This is a genomic window from Paraburkholderia lebeckiae (assembly GCF_050436225.1).
Taxonomy (GTDB): Bacteria; Pseudomonadota; Gammaproteobacteria; order Burkholderiales; family Burkholderiaceae; genus Paraburkholderia; species Paraburkholderia tuberum.
Genome location: NZ_JBNDLU010000002.1, coordinates 4195679 through 4215510 on the forward strand (window position 1 = coordinate 4195679; position 19832 = coordinate 4215510).

General features: G+C 59.2%; 32 protein-coding genes. All 32 read left to right on the plus strand.

The annotated features are described in order from the left end of the window. The first annotated feature begins 20 nt into the window (after positions 1-20). The 32 genes from recQ (at position 21) to rpsD (ending at position 19735) form a co-directional block, all read left to right on the plus strand. Complete coding sequence (gene recQ, locus OKW45_RS33910) at positions 21-1868, plus strand: DNA helicase RecQ (protein ID WP_429473181.1); 1848 nt, start codon at positions 21-23, stop codon at positions 1866-1868. Positions 1869-2088: 220 nt separating this feature from the next. Continuing rightward, positions 2089-2469, plus strand: a complete 381-nt coding sequence (gene rpsL / locus OKW45_RS33915; protein WP_006053290.1) for a 30S ribosomal protein S12 — start codon at positions 2089-2091, stop codon at positions 2467-2469. A gap of 181 nt (positions 2470-2650) precedes the next feature. Then, positions 2651-3121: a 30S ribosomal protein S7 gene (gene rpsG / locus OKW45_RS33920; RefSeq protein WP_006053291.1), complete on the plus strand. Its 471-nt coding sequence runs from the start codon at positions 2651-2653 to the stop codon at positions 3119-3121. 132 nt (positions 3122-3253) lie between these two features. Beyond that, on the plus strand, positions 3254-5356 hold the full coding sequence (gene fusA, locus OKW45_RS33925) for an elongation factor G (protein WP_018420147.1): 2103 nt from the start codon (positions 3254-3256) through the stop codon (positions 5354-5356). 48 nt (positions 5357-5404) lie between these two features. After that, positions 5405-6595: an elongation factor Tu gene (gene tuf / locus OKW45_RS33930; RefSeq protein WP_018420138.1), complete on the plus strand. Its 1191-nt coding sequence runs from the start codon at positions 5405-5407 to the stop codon at positions 6593-6595. 127 nt (positions 6596-6722) lie between these two features. Then, positions 6723-7034: a 30S ribosomal protein S10 gene (gene rpsJ / locus OKW45_RS33935; protein WP_006998489.1), complete on the plus strand. Its 312-nt coding sequence runs from the start codon at positions 6723-6725 to the stop codon at positions 7032-7034. A gap of 200 nt (positions 7035-7234) precedes the next feature. Further along, a complete protein-coding gene (gene rplC, locus OKW45_RS33940) occupies positions 7235-7894 on the plus strand; it encodes a 50S ribosomal protein L3 (RefSeq protein ID WP_026225726.1) in 660 nt (219 codons plus the stop codon). Further along, on the plus strand, positions 7894-8514 hold the full coding sequence (rplD, locus tag OKW45_RS33945; RefSeq protein ID WP_007180136.1) for a 50S ribosomal protein L4: 621 nt from the start codon (positions 7894-7896) through the stop codon (positions 8512-8514). Before rplC ends, rplD begins: the two co-directional genes overlap by 1 nt. After that, on the plus strand, positions 8511-8825 hold the full coding sequence (gene rplW, locus OKW45_RS33950; protein ID WP_008923345.1) for a 50S ribosomal protein L23: 315 nt from the start codon (positions 8511-8513) through the stop codon (positions 8823-8825). Before rplD ends, rplW begins: the two co-directional genes overlap by 4 nt. Before the next feature lie 2 nt (positions 8826-8827). After that, positions 8828-9655, plus strand: a complete 828-nt coding sequence (gene rplB, locus OKW45_RS33955) for a 50S ribosomal protein L2 (protein ID WP_018420149.1) — start codon at positions 8828-8830, stop codon at positions 9653-9655. 10 nt (positions 9656-9665) lie between these two features. Continuing rightward, positions 9666-9941 (plus strand): 30S ribosomal protein S19, encoded by a 276-nt coding sequence (gene rpsS, locus OKW45_RS33960; protein ID WP_006998484.1) that lies wholly within the window; start codon positions 9666-9668, stop codon positions 9939-9941. A gap of 11 nt (positions 9942-9952) precedes the next feature. After that, the gene (gene rplV / locus OKW45_RS33965) at positions 9953-10282 is read left to right on the plus strand and encodes a 50S ribosomal protein L22 (RefSeq protein ID WP_018420150.1); all 330 of its coding nucleotides are present in this window, start codon (positions 9953-9955) and stop codon (positions 10280-10282) included. Positions 10283-10293: 11 nt separating this feature from the next. Further along, positions 10294-11100: a 30S ribosomal protein S3 gene (gene rpsC, locus OKW45_RS33970; protein WP_012434570.1), complete on the plus strand. Its 807-nt coding sequence runs from the start codon at positions 10294-10296 to the stop codon at positions 11098-11100. Positions 11101-11102: 2 nt separating this feature from the next. Continuing rightward, a complete protein-coding gene (gene rplP, locus OKW45_RS33975) occupies positions 11103-11519 on the plus strand; it encodes a 50S ribosomal protein L16 (RefSeq protein WP_008923342.1) in 417 nt (138 codons plus the stop codon). Positions 11520-11529: 10 nt separating this feature from the next. Then, the gene (rpmC, locus tag OKW45_RS33980) at positions 11530-11724 is read left to right on the plus strand and encodes a 50S ribosomal protein L29 (protein WP_007180130.1); all 195 of its coding nucleotides are present in this window, start codon (positions 11530-11532) and stop codon (positions 11722-11724) included. Next, a complete protein-coding gene (gene rpsQ / locus OKW45_RS33985) occupies positions 11721-11993 on the plus strand; it encodes a 30S ribosomal protein S17 (RefSeq protein WP_007180129.1) in 273 nt (90 codons plus the stop codon). The genes rpmC and rpsQ overlap by 4 nt, the downstream gene beginning before the upstream one ends. A gap of 290 nt (positions 11994-12283) precedes the next feature. Beyond that, positions 12284-12652 carry a 50S ribosomal protein L14 gene (gene rplN, locus OKW45_RS33990; RefSeq protein WP_006998478.1) on the plus strand — a complete coding sequence of 123 codons (369 nt, stop codon included), beginning with the start codon at positions 12284-12286 and terminating at the stop codon, positions 12650-12652. A gap of 9 nt (positions 12653-12661) precedes the next feature. Beyond that, the gene (gene rplX, locus OKW45_RS33995; protein WP_429473182.1) at positions 12662-12970 is read left to right on the plus strand and encodes a 50S ribosomal protein L24; all 309 of its coding nucleotides are present in this window, start codon (positions 12662-12664) and stop codon (positions 12968-12970) included. A gap of 16 nt (positions 12971-12986) precedes the next feature. Next, positions 12987-13526: a 50S ribosomal protein L5 gene (gene rplE, locus OKW45_RS34000; RefSeq protein WP_008923339.1), complete on the plus strand. Its 540-nt coding sequence runs from the start codon at positions 12987-12989 to the stop codon at positions 13524-13526. Positions 13527-13533: 7 nt separating this feature from the next. Then, a complete protein-coding gene (gene rpsN, locus OKW45_RS34005) occupies positions 13534-13839 on the plus strand; it encodes a 30S ribosomal protein S14 (protein WP_018420153.1) in 306 nt (101 codons plus the stop codon). Positions 13840-13853: 14 nt separating this feature from the next. Next, a complete protein-coding gene (rpsH, locus tag OKW45_RS34010) occupies positions 13854-14249 on the plus strand; it encodes a 30S ribosomal protein S8 (protein ID WP_006052216.1) in 396 nt (131 codons plus the stop codon). An 18-nt stretch (positions 14250-14267) separates the two neighbouring features. Then, entirely contained in the window at positions 14268-14798 is a 531-nt protein-coding gene (rplF, locus tag OKW45_RS34015; protein ID WP_018420154.1) for a 50S ribosomal protein L6, read from the plus strand. Positions 14799-14810: 12 nt separating this feature from the next. Further along, positions 14811-15176, plus strand: coding sequence for a 50S ribosomal protein L18 (gene rplR, locus OKW45_RS34020; protein ID WP_018420155.1), 366 nt, complete (start codon positions 14811-14813; stop codon positions 15174-15176). A 14-nt stretch (positions 15177-15190) separates the two neighbouring features. Next, on the plus strand, positions 15191-15709 hold the full coding sequence (rpsE, locus tag OKW45_RS34025; protein WP_007730604.1) for a 30S ribosomal protein S5: 519 nt from the start codon (positions 15191-15193) through the stop codon (positions 15707-15709). A gap of 11 nt (positions 15710-15720) precedes the next feature. Continuing rightward, on the plus strand, positions 15721-15903 hold the full coding sequence (gene rpmD / locus OKW45_RS34030; RefSeq protein ID WP_008923335.1) for a 50S ribosomal protein L30: 183 nt from the start codon (positions 15721-15723) through the stop codon (positions 15901-15903). 29 nt (positions 15904-15932) lie between these two features. Then, positions 15933-16367 (plus strand): 50S ribosomal protein L15, encoded by a 435-nt coding sequence (gene rplO / locus OKW45_RS34035; protein ID WP_018420156.1) that lies wholly within the window; start codon positions 15933-15935, stop codon positions 16365-16367. A 46-nt stretch (positions 16368-16413) separates the two neighbouring features. Continuing rightward, the gene (gene secY, locus OKW45_RS34040; protein ID WP_013090753.1) at positions 16414-17760 is read left to right on the plus strand and encodes a preprotein translocase subunit SecY; all 1347 of its coding nucleotides are present in this window, start codon (positions 16414-16416) and stop codon (positions 17758-17760) included. An 8-nt stretch (positions 17761-17768) separates the two neighbouring features. Further along, the gene (infA, locus tag OKW45_RS34045) at positions 17769-17987 is read left to right on the plus strand and encodes a translation initiation factor IF-1 (protein WP_004521905.1); all 219 of its coding nucleotides are present in this window, start codon (positions 17769-17771) and stop codon (positions 17985-17987) included. Positions 17988-18007: 20 nt separating this feature from the next. Continuing rightward, a complete protein-coding gene (gene rpmJ, locus OKW45_RS34050; protein WP_004199844.1) occupies positions 18008-18124 on the plus strand; it encodes a 50S ribosomal protein L36 in 117 nt (38 codons plus the stop codon). Between the two features lie 41 nt (positions 18125-18165). Beyond that, positions 18166-18531, plus strand: coding sequence for a 30S ribosomal protein S13 (gene rpsM, locus OKW45_RS34055; RefSeq protein WP_008923332.1), 366 nt, complete (start codon positions 18166-18168; stop codon positions 18529-18531). 28 nt (positions 18532-18559) lie between these two features. After that, complete coding sequence (gene rpsK, locus OKW45_RS34060; RefSeq protein WP_006052224.1) at positions 18560-18964, plus strand: 30S ribosomal protein S11; 405 nt, start codon at positions 18560-18562, stop codon at positions 18962-18964. Positions 18965-19111: 147 nt separating this feature from the next. Then, a complete protein-coding gene (gene rpsD / locus OKW45_RS34065; protein ID WP_429473184.1) occupies positions 19112-19735 on the plus strand; it encodes a 30S ribosomal protein S4 in 624 nt (207 codons plus the stop codon). The last annotated feature ends 97 nt before the right edge of the window (positions 19736-19832 follow it).

Below are 19832 nucleotides of genomic sequence, written 5' to 3' on the forward strand. Positions count from 1 at the left end.
TCGCCGTCTCTCTCAAATACATGTCCCGACCGCTCGAAATCCTCAATGAAGTCTTTGGTTATCCCGCGTTCAGAGGGCAGCAGGGCGAAATTGTCGAGCACGTCGCCGACGGTGGCGATTGCCTTGTGCTGATGCCGACGGGCGGCGGCAAATCGCTGTGCTATCAGATTCCGTCGCTGGTGCGTCGCGAACGCGGCTTCGGCGCCGGTATTGTCGTATCGCCGTTGATCGCGCTGATGCAGGATCAGGTGGCCGCGCTGACCGAAGTCGGCGTGCGGGCCGCGTACCTGAACTCAACGTTATCGAGCGCGGAGGCGGTGGCCACCGAGCGGGCGCTCCGCGACGGCGACGTCGATCTGCTCTACGTCGCACCGGAGCGGCTGATGACTCCGCGCTTCCAGGAACTGCTCGAACGCACGCGCATCGGTCTTTTCGCGATCGACGAAGCGCACTGCGTGTCGCAATGGGGACACGATTTCCGGCCCGAATACATCCAACTGTCGGTGCTGCACGAGCGCTTTCCGAATGTCCCGCGCATCGCGCTGACGGCGACCGCCGACGCGATCACGCGCGACGAAATCATCCACCGTCTCGCGCTCGAGGATGCGCGCGTATTCGTGTCGAGTTTCGATCGGCCGAACATCCGCTATCGCATCGCCGAAAAAGACAACGCGCGCACGCAACTGCTCGACTTCATTCGCGCGGAGCATACGAAAGCCGATGGCACGACCGACGCGGGCGTCGTTTATTGCCTGTCGCGCCGCAAGGTCGAGGAAACCGCGGAGTGGCTGAAGGAAAAGGGCATGCGCGCGCTGCCGTACCACGCCGGCATGGAGTTCGAGGTGCGCCAGAAACATCAGGAGATGTTCCAGCGCGAGGAAGGCATCGTGATGTGCGCGACGATTGCGTTCGGCATGGGCATCGACAAACCCGACGTGCGGTTCGTCGCGCATCTGGATTTGCCCAAGAGCGTGGAAGGGTACTACCAGGAAACCGGCCGCGCGGGCCGCGACGGACTGCCGTCGAACGCGTGGATGGCCTACGGGCTCGGCGACGTCGTGCAGCAGCGCAAGATGATCGACGAATCCGAAGCAGACGACGCGCACAAGCGCGTCCAGACCGGCAAGCTCGACGCGCTCCTCGGTTTGTGCGAAACGGCGACTTGCCGGCGGGTGCGCCTGCTCGCGTACTTCGGCGAAACGAGCGAACCGTGCGGCAACTGCGATAACTGTCTCGAGCCGCCGCCGACCTGGGATGCGACGCGCGAGGCTCAGATGGCGCTGTCGTGCGTGTTTCGCGCGCAGCGTGCGAGCGGCTTTCATTTCGGCGCCGGACACCTGATAGATATTTTGCGTGGCAACCGCAGCGAAAAAATCCTGCAGCGCGGCCACGAGAAGCTGACCACGTTCGGTATCGGCGCGGCGCTCGGTGAGCCGGAGTGGCGTGCGATCTTCCGCCAACTCGTCGCATTCGGTTACCTGACGGTCGATCACGAGGGCTTCGGTTCGCTCGTGCTGACGGAGGCGAGCAAGCCGGTGCTCAAGGGCGAGCAGAAGGTGACGATGCGCCGCTACGTCAAGCCGACACGCACACGTCAATCGTCGGGTCGTACGAGCGAGCGCGCGGATCCGACCGTCGGCATGGGGCCTCGCGAGCGGGCCCGCTGGGAGCGTCTACGCATGTGGCGCACAGAAACCGCAAAGAGCGACGGAGTGCCGGCTTATGTGATTTTCCATGACGCGACGCTCGCGGAAATCGCCCGTCTCGGCCCCCATTCGATCGACGATCTGCGCGGGATTCCGGGCATGGGGGCGCGTAAACTGGACCGTTTCGGCGACGAATTGCTGCACGTCGTAGCGGCAGACTGACGTAGTCTGACTGTTTAGCCGGATTGACAGGGGGCGAAACACCGCAACTTGTTGACTCTCTTGGTATTTTCGGAATATTATACTAGGTTCCGGTTCTTGGAATGCCTACGCGCAACTTCAGTTAGTGCGTGAGCGGGCCAGCCGGGAAGTTCGATGCGCGGGCGTTTCCGCTTTGCCCGGAAACCGATGCGTCGATTTTCTTCAATTTCAGGAATAAACAATGCCAACCATCAATCAACTGGTTCGCAAAGGCCGCACGTCGGAAACGACGAAGAGCAAGAGCCCGGCTTTGCAGGACTGCCCCCAGCGTCGCGGCGTGTGCACCCGTGTGTACACCACGACGCCGAAGAAGCCGAACTCGGCACTCCGTAAGGTCGCCAAGGTTCGTCTGACGAACGGCTTCGAAGTCATTTCGTACATCGGTGGTGAAGGCCACAACCTGCAGGAACACTCGGTCGTGCTGATTCGCGGCGGCCGTGTGAAGGACTTGCCGGGTGTGCGTTACCACATGGTTCGCGGCTCGCTGGATACCCAGGGCGTCAAGGATCGTAAGCAGGCTCGCTCGAAGTACGGTGCGAAGCGTGCCAAGGCTGGCAAGTAATTAGCCAGTCGATCGTGGTTTCAGGTCGCCTGCAAAGGCGGTAATAGCGATGGTGCCGGAATCGCCGGTGCTATCGAGTAAGTGGTCACCCGACCAGGCTGGTTAGTCTTACGGATGAATCGGGTTAGTTGGTGGCCGCGGGGCTGTAAACGGCTCCAACTGAAAAGATAAAGGAAGAAACATGCCGCGTCGTCGCGAAGTCCCCAAGCGGGAAGTGTTGCCGGATCCGAAGTTTGGCAACGTTGATGTAGCAAAATTCATGAACGTGCTGATGCTCTCCGGCAAGAAGTCAGTTGCCGAGCGTATCGTGTACGGCGCTTTCGAACAGATCCAGACCAAGGGTGGCAAGGACCCGCTGGAAGTGTTCACGGTGGCGCTCAACAACGTCAAGCCGGTGGTCGAAGTGAAGAGCCGCCGCGTTGGTGGTGCGAACTATCAGGTTCCGGTCGAAGTGCGCCCGTCGCGTCGTATGGCATTGGCGATGCGTTGGCTGCGTGAAGCCGCGAAGAAGCGCAGCGAGAAGTCGATGGCCCTGCGTCTGGCAGGTGAACTCTCCGAAGCGGCCGAAGGCCGTGGGGGCGCGATGAAGAAGCGCGACGAAGTTCACCGGATGGCAGAAGCCAACAAGGCGTTCTCGCACTTCCGTTTCTAAGCTTCCCGACCCCGGGTTTAGCGGAAAAACGGAAAGAAATTCCGGGCGGGTGCGCTTCAAAGGCGCCTCGCCCGTTTGTGTTACAGCGCGATGGGTATCTCTCGCATCGCGTCATCCCAATAGAGGATCAAAGTGGCTCGCAAGACTCCTATCGAGCGCTACCGTAACATCGGTATTAGCGCTCACATCGACGCCGGCAAAACGACGACGACCGAGCGCATTCTGTTCTACACGGGCGTGAACCACAAGATTGGTGAAGTTCACGACGGCGCTGCCACCATGGACTGGATGGAGCAGGAACAGGAGCGCGGCATCACGATTACTTCCGCTGCTACCACGGCATTCTGGAAAGGCATGGCAGGCGACCGCGCCGAACACCGCATCAACATCATCGACACCCCGGGTCACGTCGACTTCACGATTGAAGTCGAGCGCTCGATGCGTGTGCTCGACGGCGCGTGCATGGTGTACTGCGCTGTGGGCGGCGTGCAGCCCCAATCGGAAACCGTATGGCGTCAGGCTAACAAGTACAAGGTTCCCCGTCTCGCGTTCATCAACAAGATGGACCGTACCGGCGCGAACTTCTTCAAAGTCTACGACCAGCTCAAGCTGCGTCTGAAGGCGAACCCGGTTCCGGTCGTCGTGCCTATCGGCGCGGAAGAGAACTTCACGGGCGTCGTCGATCTGATGAAGATGAAGGCGATCATTTGGGACGACGCGTCCCAAGGCACCAAGTTCTCGTACGAAGACATCCCGGCAGACCTCGTCGACACATGCAACGAATGGCGTGAAAAGATGATCGAAGCCGCGGCTGAAGCGAACGAGGACATGATGAACAAGTACCTCGAGTCGGGTAAGCTGACCGAAGAGGAAATCATCAAGGGTCTGCGCGACCGAACGATCGCTTGCGAAATCCAGCCGATGCTGTGCGGCACCGCGTTCAAGAACAAGGGTGTGCAGCGCATGCTGGACGCCGTGCTCGACTTCCTGCCGTCGCCGATCGACATCCCGCCGGTTACCGGCGAGTTGGAAAACGGTGAAAAGGGTGAGCGCCGCGCTGCTGACGACGAAAAGTTCTCGGCACTGGCATTCAAGATCATGACCGACCCGTTCGTCGGCCAACTGATCTTCTTTCGGGTGTACTCTGGCGTTGTGAATTCGGGCGACACCCTGCTGAACGCGACGAAGGACAAGAAGGAACGTCTGGGCCGTATTCTGCAGATGCACGCGAACCAGCGCGAAGAAATCAAGGAAGTGCGCGCAGGCGACATCGCTGCTGCGGTGGGCCTGAAGGACGCGACCACGGGCGACACGCTGTGCGATCCGACGAGCCCGATCGTGCTCGAGCGCATGGTTTTCCCGGAACCCGTGATTTCGCAGGCTGTTGAGCCGAAGACGAAGCCGGACCAGGAAAAGATGGGTCTGGCTCTGAACCGTCTAGCGCAGGAAGATCCGTCGTTCCGCGTTCAAACGGACGAAGAATCGGGTCAAACCATTATTTCGGGCATGGGCGAGCTCCACTTGGAAATTCTGGTCGACCGGATGAAACGTGAGTTCGGCGTCGAAGCAACGGTTGGCAAGCCGCAGGTGGCTTACCGCGAAACGATTCGCGGCAAGGCGGAAGACGTTGACGGCAAGTTCGTCAAGCAGTCGGGTGGTCGCGGCCAGTACGGTCATGCGGTCATCACGCTCGAGCCGAACGAGCAAGGCAAGGGCTACGAGTTCCTGGACGAGATCAAGGGCGGTGTGATTCCGCGTGAATACATCCCGGCAGTCGACAAGGGTATCCAGGAAACGCTGAAGGCCGGCGTGCTGGCGGGGTTCCCGGTCGTGGACGTGAAGGTTCACCTGACGTTCGGTTCCTACCACGACGTCGACTCGAACGAAAATGCGTTTCGCATGGCCGGTTCGATGGCGTTCAAGGAAGCTATGCGCAAGGCACAGCCGGTCATCCTCGAACCGATGATGGCTGTCGAAGTCGAAACGCCGGAAGACTACATGGGCAACGTGATGGGCGACCTCTCTGGCCGTCGCGGTATTGTTCAGGGCATGGATGACATGGTTGGCGGCGGCAAGATCGTTCGCGCCGAAGTGCCGCTGTCGGAAATGTTCGGCTACTCGACGTCGCTGCGTTCGCTGACGCAGGGTCGCGCAACGTACACGATGGAGTTCAAGCACTACGCTGAAGCTCCGCGTAACGTGTCGGAAGCGATCATCAACGCGAAGTCGAAGTAATCGCGCGGCAAAGTCATTCAACGATTAACTTTCTGAAAGAAGAGAAACATGGCTAAAGGTAAATTCGAACGGACCAAGCCGCACGTGAACGTGGGCACGATCGGTCACGTTGACCACGGCAAGACCACGCTGACGGCAGCGATCACGACGGTTCTGACGCAGAAGTTTGGCGGCGAAGCGAAGGCGTACGACCAGATCGACGCGGCGCCGGAAGAAAAGGCGCGTGGTATTACCATTAACACCGCGCACGTCGAGTACGAAACGGCTAACCGCCACTATGCCCACGTCGACTGCCCGGGCCACGCTGACTACGTGAAGAACATGATCACGGGCGCGGCGCAGATGGACGGCGCAATCCTGGTGTGCTCGGCCGCTGATGGTCCGATGCCGCAAACGCGTGAGCACATCCTGCTGGCGCGTCAGGTTGGCGTTCCGTACATCATCGTGTTCCTGAACAAGTGCGACATGGTGGACGACGCCGAGCTGCTGGAACTCGTCGAAATGGAAGTTCGCGAACTTCTGTCGAAGTACGACTTCCCGGGCGACGACACGCCGATCATCAAGGGTTCGGCCAAGCTGGCGCTGGAAGGCGACAAGGGCGAACTGGGCGAAGTGGCGATCATGAACCTGGCCGATGCGCTGGACACGTACATCCCGACGCCGGAGCGCGCGGTTGACGGTGCGTTCCTGATGCCGGTGGAAGACGTGTTCTCGATCTCGGGTCGTGGCACGGTGGTGACGGGCCGCGTCGAGCGTGGCGTGGTCAAGGTCGGCGAGGAAATCGAGATCGTCGGTATCCGCGCAACGGCCAAGACGACCTGCACGGGCGTGGAAATGTTCCGCAAGCTGCTCGACCAAGGTCAGGCAGGCGACAACGTCGGTATCCTGCTGCGCGGCACGAAGCGTGAAGACGTGGAGCGTGGTCAGGTTCTGGCCAAGCCGGGTTCGATCAACCCGCACACGCACTTCACGGCTGAAGTGTACGTGCTGAGCAAGGACGAAGGCGGCCGTCACACGCCGTTCTTCAACAACTACCGTCCGCAGTTCTACTTCCGTACGACGGATGTGACGGGCTCGATCGAACTGCCGAAGGACAAGGAAATGGTGATGCCGGGCGACAACGTGTCGATCACGGTGAAACTGATCAACCCGATCGCGATGGAAGAAGGTCTGCGCTTCGCAATTCGCGAAGGTGGCCGTACGGTCGGCGCTGGTGTCGTCGCCAAGATCATCGAGTAAAATCGCGCATTGCTGTAATAGTCTGTAGCGCCCGGGCTCGGGCACTCGCTCGGCGCGAGCGTCCGAGCCCACGTTCTTTTTCTAATCGGCGGTGCAATATCGCCTCGCTCTTTTTAAGGAATTTGTCATGCAGAACCAGAAAATCCGCATTCGCCTGAAGGCTTTCGACTATCGCCTGATCGACCAATCGGCAGCTGAAATCGTCGATACGGCAAAGCGGACTGGCGCAATCGTTCGTGGTCCAGTGCCCCTGCCGACCCGCATTCAACGCTTCGACATCCTGCGTTCGCCGCACGTCAACAAGACGTCGCGTGACCAGCTTGAGATCCGCACGCACCAGCGTCTGATGGACATCGTCGACCCGACGGACAAGACTGTCGACGCGCTGATGAAGCTGGATCTGCCGGCTGGCGTGGACGTTGAAATCAAGCTGCAGTAAGGCTTCACCCTTGGTCCGGCAAGCCGGGCAGCGCTAAGTCATTGATTGCTTGCGAAAAACGAAAAGACTCGCTACAATAATGGGCTTTTCGCGCATTTGCGCAAAAAAGCCGGCGTGCTGCAGCATGGTTTCATGCCCGAAACAGCGCCGGCATTTTGTAAATTAGCCCCGACCAATCGCAGTCGGGAATGGAGAAAACGATGAGCCTTGGACTCGTAGGTCGCAAGGTTGGCATGACCCGTATCTTCACGGCTGAAGGGGATTCGATTCCCGTCACCGTGCTGGACGTGTCCGACAACCGCGTGACGCAGATCAAGACTGTTGAAACCGACGGCTACACGGCCGTGCAGGTTGCCTTCGGTACACGCCGCGCATCGCGCGTGACGAAGCCGTTGGCAGGTCATCTCGCCAAAGCCGGCGTTCAGGCCGGTGAAATCCTCAAAGAATTCCAGATCGATGCCGCTAAGGCTGCCGAGTTGTCGAGCGGCACCGTGGTTGGTCCCGAGCTGTTCGAAGTGGGCCAGAAGGTCGACGTGCAAGGCGTGTCGATCGGTAAGGGCTACGCCGGTACCATCAAGCGTTACAACTTCTCGTCGGGCCGTGCGTCGCACGGTAACTCGCGCTCGCACAACGTGCCGGGCTCGATCGGTATGGCGCAGGATCCGGGCCGTGTTTTCCCGGGTAAGCGCATGACCGGTCACATGGGTGACGAGAAGGTAACGGTGCAAAACCTCGAAATCGCTCGTATCGACGCTGACCGCAAGCTGCTGCTGGTCAAGGGCGCCGTTCCGGGTGCGAAGGGTGGCAAGGTATTCGTTACGCCGGCCGTGAAGACACGTGCCGTGAAAGGAGCGAAATAATGGAACTTAAGCTCCTGAATGCCAATGGTCAGGAAGGTGCGGGCGTTAGCGCGTCGGACGTCGTGTTCGGCCGCGATTACAACGAAGCCCTGATTCACCAGGTGGTGGTGGCGTACCAGGCGAATGCCCGTAGCGGCAACCGCGCGCAGAAGGATCGTGAGCAGGTCAAGCACACGACCAAGAAGCCGTGGCGCCAGAAGGGTACGGGTCGCGCCCGTGCCGGTATGTCGTCGAGCCCGCTGTGGCGCGGCGGTGGCCGTATCTTCCCGAATTCGCCGGAAGAAAACTTTTCGCACAAGGTCAACAAGAAGATGCATCGCGCAGGTCTGTGCTCGATCTTCTCGCAGCTGGCCCGCGAAGGCCGCATCTCGGTCGTCGACGAGCTGACGCTCGAAGCGCCGAAGACGAAGCTGCTGGCCGAAAAATTCAAGGCGATGGGTCTCGACTCCGTGCTGGTGATTACCGACACGGTTGACGAAAACCTGTACCTCGCGTCGCGCAACCTCGCCCACGTGGCGGTTGTCGAGCCGCGTTACGCCGACCCGCTGTCGCTGATCTACTTCAAAAAGATCCTGATCACGAAGGCTGCGGTCGCCCAGATCGAGGAGTTGCTGTCATGAGCGAGATTCGCAAGAACGATCATCGTTTGATGCAGGTCCTGCTCGCGCCGGTGGTCTCCGAAAAGGCGACGCTGGTTGCCGACAAGAACGAGCAAGTTGTGTTCGAAGTCGCGCCGGATGCCACGAAGCAGGAAGTGAAGGCTGCAGTCGAGCTGCTGTTCAAGGTGGAAGTCGATTCCGTCAATGTGCTGGTCGCGAAGGGCAAAGCCAAGCGCTTTGGCCGCTTCATGGGCAAGCGCAAGGACGTGAAGAAGGCGTACGTCTGCCTGAAGCCCGGCCAGGAAATCAACTTTGAAGCGGAGGCCAAGTAATCATGGCAATCGTGAAAGTTAAGCCGACTTCGCCGGGCCGCCGCGCGATGGTCAAGGTGGTCAACAAGGAACTGCATAAGGGCAAGCCGTTCGCAGCGCTGCTCGACACGCAGTCGTCGACCGCCGGCCGTAATAACAACGGTCACATCACCACGCGTCACAAGGGTGGTGGTCACAAGCATCACTATCGTGTCGTCGACTTCCGTCGCACGAAGGATGGTATTCCCGCAAAGGTCGAGCGTCTCGAGTACGACCCGAACCGTAGCGCGAACATCGCGCTGGTTCTGTACGCAGACGGCGAGCGGCGCTACATCATCGCTCCGAAGGGTATCACCGTCGGTCAACAGCTGATGTCGGGTTCGGAGGCGCCGATCCGCGCAGGTAACACGCTGCCGATCCGCAACATCCCGGTCGGTACGACGATTCACTGCATCGAAATGCTGCCGGGCAAGGGCGCGCAAATGGCGCGTTCCGCAGGTACATCGGCGATGCTGCTGGCTCGCGAAGGCATCTACGCGCAGGTCCGTCTGCGTTCGGGCGAAATCCGCCGCGTTCACGTTGAATGCCGCGCAACGATCGGTGAAGTAGGCAACGAAGAGCATAGCCTCCGTCAAATCGGTAAGGCTGGTGCGAACCGCTGGCGCGGTATCCGCCCGACGGTGCGTGGCGTTGCAATGAACCCGGTCGACCACCCGCACGGTGGTGGCGAAGGCAAGACTGCGGCAGGCCGCGATCCGGTGAGCCCGTGGGGCACGCCGACGAAGGGCTATCGTACCCGCAGCAACAAGCGCACGACGAGCATGATCGTCCAGCGCCGTCACAAGCGTTAAGGAGTAGGCAATGGCACGTTCTATTAAGAAAGGTCCGTTCTGCGACGCCCATTTGCTGAAGAAGGTTGAGGCGGCTGCGGCATCGCGTGATAAGAAACCGATTAAGACTTGGTCGCGTCGCTCGACGATCCTGCCGGACTTCATCGGTCTGACGATCGCCGTTCACAACGGCCGTCAACACGTTCCGGTGTATGTCACGGAAAACATGGTCGGCCACAAGCTTGGCGAGTTCGCACTGACCCGTACGTTCAAGGGTCACGCGGCCGACAAGAAGGCCAAGAAATAAGGGGTATCAAGATGGAAGTGAAAGCAATTCATCGCGGTGCCCGCATCTCGGCGCAGAAAACGCGCCTTGTGGCTGACCAGATCCGCGGTTTGCCGGTCGACAAGGCGCTGAACGTTCTGACGTTCTCGCCGAAGAAGGCTGCGGGAATCGTGAAGAAGGTCGTGCTGTCGGCGATCGCGAATGCGGAGCACAACGAAGGTGCCGATATCGACGAGCTCAAGATAAAGAGCATCTACATCGACAAGGCAGCATCGCTGAAGCGTTTCACCGCGCGCGCTAAAGGCCGCGGTAACCGCATCGAGAAGCAATCCTGTCACATCACTGTGACGGTCGGGAATTAAGGGGTCATACGATGGGACAGAAAATTCATCCGACTGGCTTCCGTTTGGCCGTCAGCCGCAATTGGGCGTCGCGTTGGTACGCGAACAACAACAATTTCGCGGCGATGTTGCAGGAAGACATCGGTGTTCGTGAATACCTGAAGAAGAAGCTGAAGAACGCGTCCGTCGGTCGCGTTGTGATCGAGCGTCCTGCAAAGAACGCCCGCATCACGATTTTCAGCTCGCGTCCGGGTGTCGTGATCGGTAAGAAGGGTGAAGACATCGAACTGCTGAAGTCCGAGCTGCAAAAGCGCATGGGCGTTCCGGTTCACGTCAACATCGAAGAAATCCGCAAGCCGGAAACGGACGCGCAACTGATCGCTGATTCGATTACGCAACAGCTCGAGCGCCGGATCATGTTCCGTCGCGCGATGAAGCGTGCGATGCAGAACGCGATGCGTCTGGGTGCTCAAGGCATCAAGATCATGAGCGCTGGCCGCCTGAACGGTATCGAAATCGCCCGTACGGAATGGTATCGCGAAGGTCGCGTGCCGCTTCATACGCTGCGTGCGGATATCGACTACGCAACGTCGGAAGCAAAGACGACGTACGGCATCATCGGCGTGAAGGTGTGGGTCTACAAGGGCGACACGCTCGGCCGCAACGACGCGCCGGTGGTCGAAGAAGTCGCCGAAGAAAAGCGTCCGCGCCGCAACGCGCGTCCGGGTGGCGATCGCCGTCCGCGTCGTGATGGTGAAGGTGGTGGCCCGGCAGGTGCACGCCGTGGCGCTCCTCGTCGTGCTGGCGGTGCTGGCGGCGACGGGAAGACTGGAGAATAACGATGCTGCAACCGAAACGCAGAAAGTATCGCAAAGAGCAGAAAGGTCGTAACACCGGCGTTGCTACCCGCGGCAACGCGGTGTCGTTCGGTGAGTTCGGCCTGAAGGCTGTCGGTCGTGGCCGTCTGACCGCGCGCCAGATTGAAGCGGCGCGTCGCGCAATGACGCGTCACATCAAGCGCGGTGGCCGCATCTGGATCCGGATCTTCCCGGACAAGCCGATCTCGACCAAGCCGGCGGAAGTGCGTATGGGTAACGGTAAGGGTAACCCGGAGTACTACGTCGCTGAGATTCAACCGGGCAAGATGCTGTACGAAATGGACGGCGTAACCGAAGAACTGGCGCGCGAAGCGTTCCGTCTGGCTGCAGCGAAGCTGCCGCTGAAGACGACGTTTATCGTGCGTCAGCTCGGCGCCTAAGGAGCAAATGATGAAGGCTTCCGAACTTCACCAGAAAGATCAGGCCGCGCTCAACAAGGAGCTGTCGGACCTGTTAAAGGCGCAATTCGGCCTGCGCATGCAACTCGCGACCCAGCAGCTCACGAACACGAGCCAGCTGAAGAAGGTCCGTCGCGACATCGCACGTGTGCGGACCGTCCTGACTGAGAAGGCGAACCAGAAATGAACGATAGCGTAAAAACCTCGCTCAAGCGGACGCTGGTCGGCAAGGTCGTCAGCAACAAGATGGACAAGACGGTTACCGTGCTGGTCGAGCACCGCGTGAAGCACCCGATCTACGGCAAGTACGTCGTGCGGTCGAAGAAGTACCACGCGCATGACGACGCGAACACGTACAACGAGGGCGACCTCGTTGAAATCCAGGAAACTCGTCCGATTTCGAAGACGAAGGCTTGGGTTGTGGCTCGCCTAGTCGAGGCTGCTCGCGTCATCTAATGTCGCCAAGCTTTAGAAGTAGTTGAAATCGCAGTAAGTTTCGCTTGCAAGACCGAGGTTATTTGATATAATTTCGGTCTTCCCTCTTTATGGGAGCCCCGTCGCGGGCGAAGTTGGTGGGGGAAGCGGTTCGGGCGCCAGCCTAGACCGAAGGATTCACCGGATTGCGATGGCGGGTTTCGTTTGCCGTCGCTGCTGTTCTAACCCAAGCAGCCGATCGGCTGACGGGACCAAGACTGACCGGGAAGCGCCATGGTGGTGTGACCGGATTAAGTTGGGAAAGATAAACCATGATCCAGACCGAAACTCGGCTTGAAGTAGCCGACAACACGGGTGCACGTGAAGTCATGTGCATCAAGGTGCTCGGCGGCTCGAAGCGTCGTTATGCCAGCATTGGCGACATCATCAAGGTGACTGTCAAAGAGGCAACGCCGCGCGGGCGCGTGAAGAAAGGCGAAATCTACAACGCCGTGGTGGTTCGCACCGCCAAGGGCGTGCGCCGTCAGGACGGCTCGCTGATCAAGTTCGACGGCAACGCAGCTGTGTTGCTCAACACCAAGCTCGAACCGATCGGTACCCGTATTTTCGGGCCTGTCACGCGCGAGTTGCGTAGCGAACGATTCATGAAGATCGTTTCGCTGGCGCCTGAAGTGCTGTAAGGAGTCGCGATGAACAAGATTCGCAAGGGTGACGAAGTTATCGTCATCACCGGCAAAGATAAGGGCAAGCGTGGCGTAGTGCTGGCCGTTCACGGCGAGACCGTGACTGTCGAGGGCATCAATCTCGTCAAGAAGCACGTCAAGCCGAACCCGATGAAGGGTACGACGGGCGGCGTGGAAGCCAAGACGATGCCGCTGCAAATTTCGAACGTCGCATTGGTGGACGCGAATGGCAAGCCATCGCGTGTAGGCATCAAAGTCGAAGGGGACAAGAAGATCCGTTTCCTGAAGACGACCGGTGCCGTACTGAGCGCCTGACGCTGCGGAGTAAAAAATGGCTCGTTTGCAAGAGTTTTACAAAGAGAAGGTTGTACCCGGCCTCATCGAGAAGTTCGGTTACAAGTCCGTGATGGAAGTGCCGCGCATCACCAAGATCACCCTGAACATGGGCCTTGGCGAAGCCGTCGCTGACAAGAAGATCATCGAAAACGCCGTTGGCGATCTGACGAAGATCGCGGGCCAGAAGCCGGTGATCACGAAGGCACGCAAGGCAATCGCTGGCTTCAAGATCCGTCAGGGCTATCCGATCGGTGCAATGGTCACGCTGCGTGGCCAGGCAATGTACGAATTCCTGGACCGTTTCGTGACGGTTGCGCTCCCCCGTGTGCGCGACTTCCGTGGCGTGTCGGGCAAGGCGTTCGATGGTCGCGGCAACTACAACATCGGTGTGAAAGAGCAGATTATTTTCCCCGAAATCGACTACGACAAGATCGACGCACTGCGTGGGCTGAACATCAGCATCACGACGACTGCGAAGACTGACGACGAAGCAAAGGCTCTGCTCGCCAGCTTCAAGTTCCCGTTCAGAAACTGAGGTTACCGTGGCTAAACTGGCACTGATCGAACGTGAAAAGAAGCGTGCTCGCCTCGCCGCCAAGTACGCTCCCAAGCGTGCAGCATTGAAGGCAATCATTGGCGATGCGAGCAAGTCGGAAGAAGAGCACTACGCAGCACGCTTGGAACTGCAGCAACTGCCGCGAAACTCTAACCCGACCCGTAAGCGCAACCGTTGCGCAATTACCGGTCGTCCGCGCGGCACGTTCCGTAAATTCGGGCTGGCGCGTAACAAGATTCGCGAAATCGCGTTCCGCGGCGAGATCCCTGGCCTGACCAAGGCGAGCTGGTAATAGGAGAAACATAAATGAGCATGAGTGATCCTATCGCCGATATGCTGACTCGCATCCGCAATGCGCAGATGGTCGAGAAGGTTTCGGTGACTATGCCCTCGTCGAAAGTCAAGGTTGCGATTGCGCAGGTCCTGAAGGACGAAGGTTATATCGACGATTTCGCAGTGAAGTCCGAAGGTGCGAAGTCGGAATTGAACATCGTGTTGAAGTATTACGCTGGCCGTCCGGTCATCGAGCGCATTGAACGCGTCTCGAAGCCTGGTCTGCGTGTGTACCGCGGCCGTAACGACATCCCTGTGGTCATGAATGGCCTGGGCGTGGCAATCGTGTCGACGCCGAAGGGCGTGATGACGGACCGCAAGGCACGTGCAACGGGCGTTGGCGGCGAAGTCATCTGCTACGTCGCTTAAGGCCGAAAGGAGAGAAACATGTCTCGAGTAGGTAAGAGCCCGATCGCGCTGCAAGGCGCGGAGGTGGCCCTGAGCGCCGACAGCATTACTGTCAAGGGTCCGCTGGGTACGATTTCGCAGGCTGCCAACAGCCTCGTGAAGGTAGTGAACGACAGCGGCACGCTGAAGTTCGAGCCGGTCGATGAAAGCCGCGAAGCGAATGCGATGTCGGGCACGATGCGCGCGCTTGTTGCGAACATGGTGCACGGCGTGACGAAGGGTTTCGAGCGCAAACTGACGCTGGTTGGCGTCGGTTATCGCGCACAAGCGCAAGGCGACAAGCTGAACCTGTCGCTGGGTTTCTCGCACCCGGTGGTGCACCAGATGCCGGCTGGCGTCAAGGCAGAAACCCCGTCGCAAACCGAAATCGTGATCAAGGGGATCAACAAGCAACAAGTCGGTCAAGTCGCTGCAGAAGTGCGCGGCTACCGTCCGCCGGAGCCCTACAAGGGCAAGGGCGTGCGTTACGCCGATGAGGTTGTGATCCTCAAAGAAACGAAGAAGAAGTAAGGGTGCGCAATCATGGATAAGACTCAATCTCGCCTGCGCCGCGCTCGTCAGACGCGTATCAAGCTCGCTGAGCTGCAGGTCGCACGTCTCGCCGTGCATCGCACGAACACGCACATCTATGCGCAAGTGTTCTCGCCGTGCGGCACCAAGGTGCTCGCCAGCGCGTCGACGCTCGAAGCCGAAGTGCGTGCGCAACTGGCCGATCAATCGGGCAAGGGCGGCAACGTTGCTGCTGCGACCCTGATCGGCAAGCGCATTGCTGAAAAGGCTAAGGCTGCCGGCATCGAATCCGTCGCCTTCGACCGTTCGGGTTTCCGTTACCACGGCCGCGTGAAAGCGCTGGCTGATGCGGCGCGCGAAGCCGGACTCAAGTTCTAAGGGAAGAATTCGTCATGGCAAAGATGCAAGCTAAAGTTCAGGCTGACGAACGCGACGACGGCCTTCGTGAAAAGATGATCTCGGTCAACCGCGTGACCAAGGTCGTGAAGGGTGGCCGTATTCTCGGCTTCGCTGCACTGACCGTGGTTGGCGACGGTGATGGCCGCGTCGGTATGGGCAAGGGCAAGGCGAAGGAAGTGCCGGTCGCTGTCCAGAAGGCGATGGAGCAGGCTCGTCGCAACATGTTCAAGGTGCCGCTGAAGAACGGTACCCTGCAACACGAAGTGCACGGTAAGCACGGCGCATCGACGGTTCTCCTCGCTCCGGCGAAGGACGGTACCGGCGTGATCGCTGGGGGCCCGATGCGCGCAGTGTTCGACGTGATGGGCGTGCAGAACGTCGTGGCCAAGAGCCACGGTTCGACGAACCCGTACAACCTCGTTCGTGCGACGCTCGACGGCCTGCGCAAGCAGTCCACGCCGGCCGACATCGCTGCGAAGCGTGGCAAGTCCGTCGAAGACATTCTGGGCTAAAGGTGGACACCATGTCTGATAAAACTGTCAAGGTCCAGCTCGTCAAGAGCCTGATCGGCACCCGTGAATCGCACCGTGCAACGGTGCGTGGCTTGGGTCTGCGCCGACTCAATTCGGTTAGCGAGTTGCAGGACACGCCGGCTGTGCGCGGCATGATCAACAAGGTTTCGTACCTCGTTAAGGTCATCAGCTAAGCGGCTGACTAGGACTCAAGGAGTTGATAATGGAATTGAATAACCTGAAGCCGGCTGAAGGCGCGAAGCACGCAAAGCGTCGCGTTGGTCGCGGCATCGGTTCCGGCCTCGGCAAGACCGCTGGCCGTGGTCACAAGGGTCAGAAGTCGCGTTCGGGCGGCTTTCATAAGGTTGGCTTCGAAGGCGGTCAAATGCCGCTGCAACGTCGCCTGCCGAAGCGTGGATTCACCTCGCTGACGAAGGAATTCGTCGGTGAAGTGCGTCTCTCGGATCTGGAGAAGCTGCCGGTCGACGAAATCGATCTGCTGGCTCTCAAGCAAGCCGGCTTGGTCGGCGAGCTGATCCGTAGCGCCAAGATCATTGCAACGGGCGAGCTCAAGCGCAAGGTCGTTGTGAAGGGTCTGGGTGCGACGAAGAGCGCACGTGCTGCTATCGAGGCAGCCGGTGGCTCTTTTGCCGAGTAACGCGCAAGTTATTTGCCGTCACTAGCATTTGCATCGGAGAAGGTACTTGGCTAACAGCCCGAGTCTCGCAAAACCCGGTCGCAGCGCGGCGAAGTTTGGTGATCTGCGCCGGCGAGCAGTGTTCCTGCTGCTGGCGCTGGTCGTCTACCGAATCGGCGCGCACATTCCGGTGCCGGGTATCGACCCGGACCAACTGGCGAAGCTGTTCCAAAGCCAGTCGGGTGGCATCCTAGGCATGTTCAACATGTTCTCGGGTGGCGCACTTTCGCGGTTCACGATTTTCGCGCTTGGGATCATGCCGTACATTTCGGCGTCGATCATCATGCAGTTGCTGGCGATTGTTTCGCCGCAGCTCGAAGCGCTGAAAAAGGAAGGGCAGGCAGGTCAGCGGAAGATTACGCAGTACACGCGGATCTTCACGGTCGTGCTGGCGACGTTCCAGGCCTTCGGTATTGCCGTCGCGCTGGAAAATCAGCCGGGCCTCGTGATCGATCCGGGGATGGTTTTCCGCTTGACGACGGTCGTAACGCTAGTGACCGGCACGATGTTCCTGATGTGGCTGGGTGAGCAGATCACGGAACGCGGGCTTGGTAACGGTATCTCGATCATCATTTTCGGCGGTATTGCGGCAGGTTTCCCGAACGCAATCGGTGGTCTCTTTGAACTGGTGCGAACCGGCTCGATGAGCATCATCTCGGCGATTATCGTCGTCGCGCTGATTGCGGCTGTGACGTATCTGGTGGTGTTCATCGAACGTGGCCAGCGCAAGATTCTTGTGAATTACGCGAAGCGGCAAGTGGGCAACAAGATTTACGGCGGCCAGTCTTCGCATTTGCCGCTGAAGCTGAACATGTCGGGTGTGATTCCGCCGATCTTCGCATCGTCGATCATTCTCTTCCCGGCAACTATCCTGAACTGGTTCAGTTCGGGTTCGCGTACCAGCTGGTTCGCAGACACGTTGCACAACGTGGCCGAAGCCCTGAAGCCCGGTCAACCCGTGTACGTGTTGCTGTACGCGTTGGCGATCGTCTTCTTCTGTTTCTTTTACACCGCACTGGTGTTTAACAGCAGGGAAACGGCCGACAACCTGAAAAAGAGCGGCGCTTTCGTCCCTGGCATCCGCCCGGGCGATCAGACGGCGCGATATATCGACCGCATCCTAACGCGTCTGACGTTGGCCGGTGCGATCTACATCGTGTTCGTTTGCCTGCTGCCCGAATTTCTGGTGCTGCGCTGGAACGTGCCGTTTTATTTTGGTGGAACGTCGCTGCTGATCATTGTCGTCGTCACAATGGATTTCATGGCACAGGTGCAGTCGTACGTTATGTCGCAACAGTATGAATCGCTGCTGAAGAAAGCTAATTTCAAAGGCGGCGGCGTCCCGATGCGTTGAAAGGACTTATGGCCAAAGACGATGTTATCCAGATGCAGGGCGAAGTAATCGAGAACCTGCCTAACGCTACCTTCAGGGTGAAGCTGGAAAACGGCCATGTCGTGTTGGGACACATATCCGGCAAAATGCGGATGCACTACATCCGGATTTTGCCGGGCGACAAGGTGACGGTTGAATTGACGCCTTACGATCTGTCGCGTGCGCGGATCGTGTTCCGGGCGAAGTGATTTGAAAAAAGGGTAATATCATGAAAGTGATGGCATCGGTTAAGCGCATTTGCCGCAATTGCAAGATCATCAAGCGCAAAGGCGTTGTGCGCGTGATTTGCAGCTCTGATCCGCGCCACAAACAGCGTCAAGGCTGAACGCCGCGCTTTTGCTTGCGCTTTTTGTTTGAGGAAAAACAATGGCTCGTATCGCAGGGGTTAACATCCCGAATCACCAGCATACTGAAATCGGCCTGACGGCTATTTACGGTATCGGTCGCACGCGCTCGCGCGACATTTGCGTCGCTGCTGGTGTGGCATTTTCGAAGAAGGTCAAAGACCTGACTGACGCAGACCTCGAAAAGCTGCGTGAAGAAGTCGGCAAGTTCATCGTTGAAGGCGATCTGCGCCGTGAAACGACGATGAACATCAAGCGCCTGATGGATCTCGGCTGCTATCGTGGCGTGCGGCATCGTAAGGGTCTTCCCCTGCGCGGCCAGCGTACGCGTACGAATGCCCGTACGCGCAAGGGGCCGCGTCGTGCAGCGCAATCGCTGAAGAAGTAAGCGGAACTGACAGTTACAGGAAAACGTAATGGCTAAGGCTTCGAACAACTCCGCGGCGCAACGCGTTCGCAAGAAGGTCAAGAAGAACGTCGCCGAGGGCGTGGTTCACGTTCACGCGTCGTTCAACAACACCATCATCACCATTACCGACCGTCAAGGCAACGCGCTTGCTTGGGCAACGTCAGGCGGTCAGGGCTTCAAGGGTTCGCGTAAGTCGACCCCGTTTGCAGCTCAGGTCGCAGCTGAGTCGGCTGGCCGGGTGGCAATGGAATACGGCGTTAAGAACCTCGAAGTGCGGATCAAGGGCCCCGGTCCTGGCCGTGAATCGGCGGTGCGCGCGCTGCATGGTCTTGGCATCAAGATCACCGCGATCTCCGACGTGACGCCGGTCCCGCACAACGGCTGCCGTCCGCCGAAGCGTCGTCGTATCTAAGACGCTGGGATTGCAAGCGCCTGTTGCCGCCTTGCGCGGTGGCGGGCTGCGCGCGTTATTGAATTGACTAAGCCCACCGTTCGACCCAAAGGGTTCGGACTAGCGCGAGTGGAAGCATTCGCGTGATAAATCACCGAAGGAATCAACGTGGCACGTTATATCGGCCCCAAGGCCAAGCTGTCCCGCCGTGAAGGCACTGACCTCTTCCTGAAGAGCGCGCGCCGTTCGCTCGCTGACAAGTGCAAGCTTGACAGCAAGCCCGGCCAGCACGGCCGTACCTCGGGCGCACGTACGTCCGACTATGGCACTCAGCTGCGCGAGAAGCAAAAAGTAAAGCGTATCTACGGTGTCCTCGAGCGCCAGTTCCGCCGCTACTTCGCTGAAGCAGACCGCCTGAAGGGCAACACGGGTGAAAACCTGCTGCAACTGCTCGAATCGCGTCTGGACAACGTCGTGTATCGCATGGGCTTCGGCTCGACGCGCGCTGAAGCGCGTCAGCTCGTTGGCCACAAGGCAATCACGGTGAACGGCGTCGTGACGAACATCCCGTCGATGCAAGTGAAGGCTGGGGACGTCGTCGCCGTGCGTGAACAGAAGCGCAAGCAGGCTCGCGTCATTGAGGCGCTGTCGCTCGCTGAACAAGGCGGCATGCCGAGCTGGGTCGCGGTCGACGCGAAGAAGTTCGAAGGTACCTTCAAGCAGAAGCCGGAACGCAGCGACATCGCTGGCGACATCAACGAAAGCCTGATCGTCGAATTGTATTCGCGGTAATCGGATTGACGGCCGGGGCGCCCTGATTGCGTTGCGCAAGGGGGCGTCTCGGCTGTTTATTTTCAGGTTGTTACCGGTCAGCCTTATCGGTGTAACG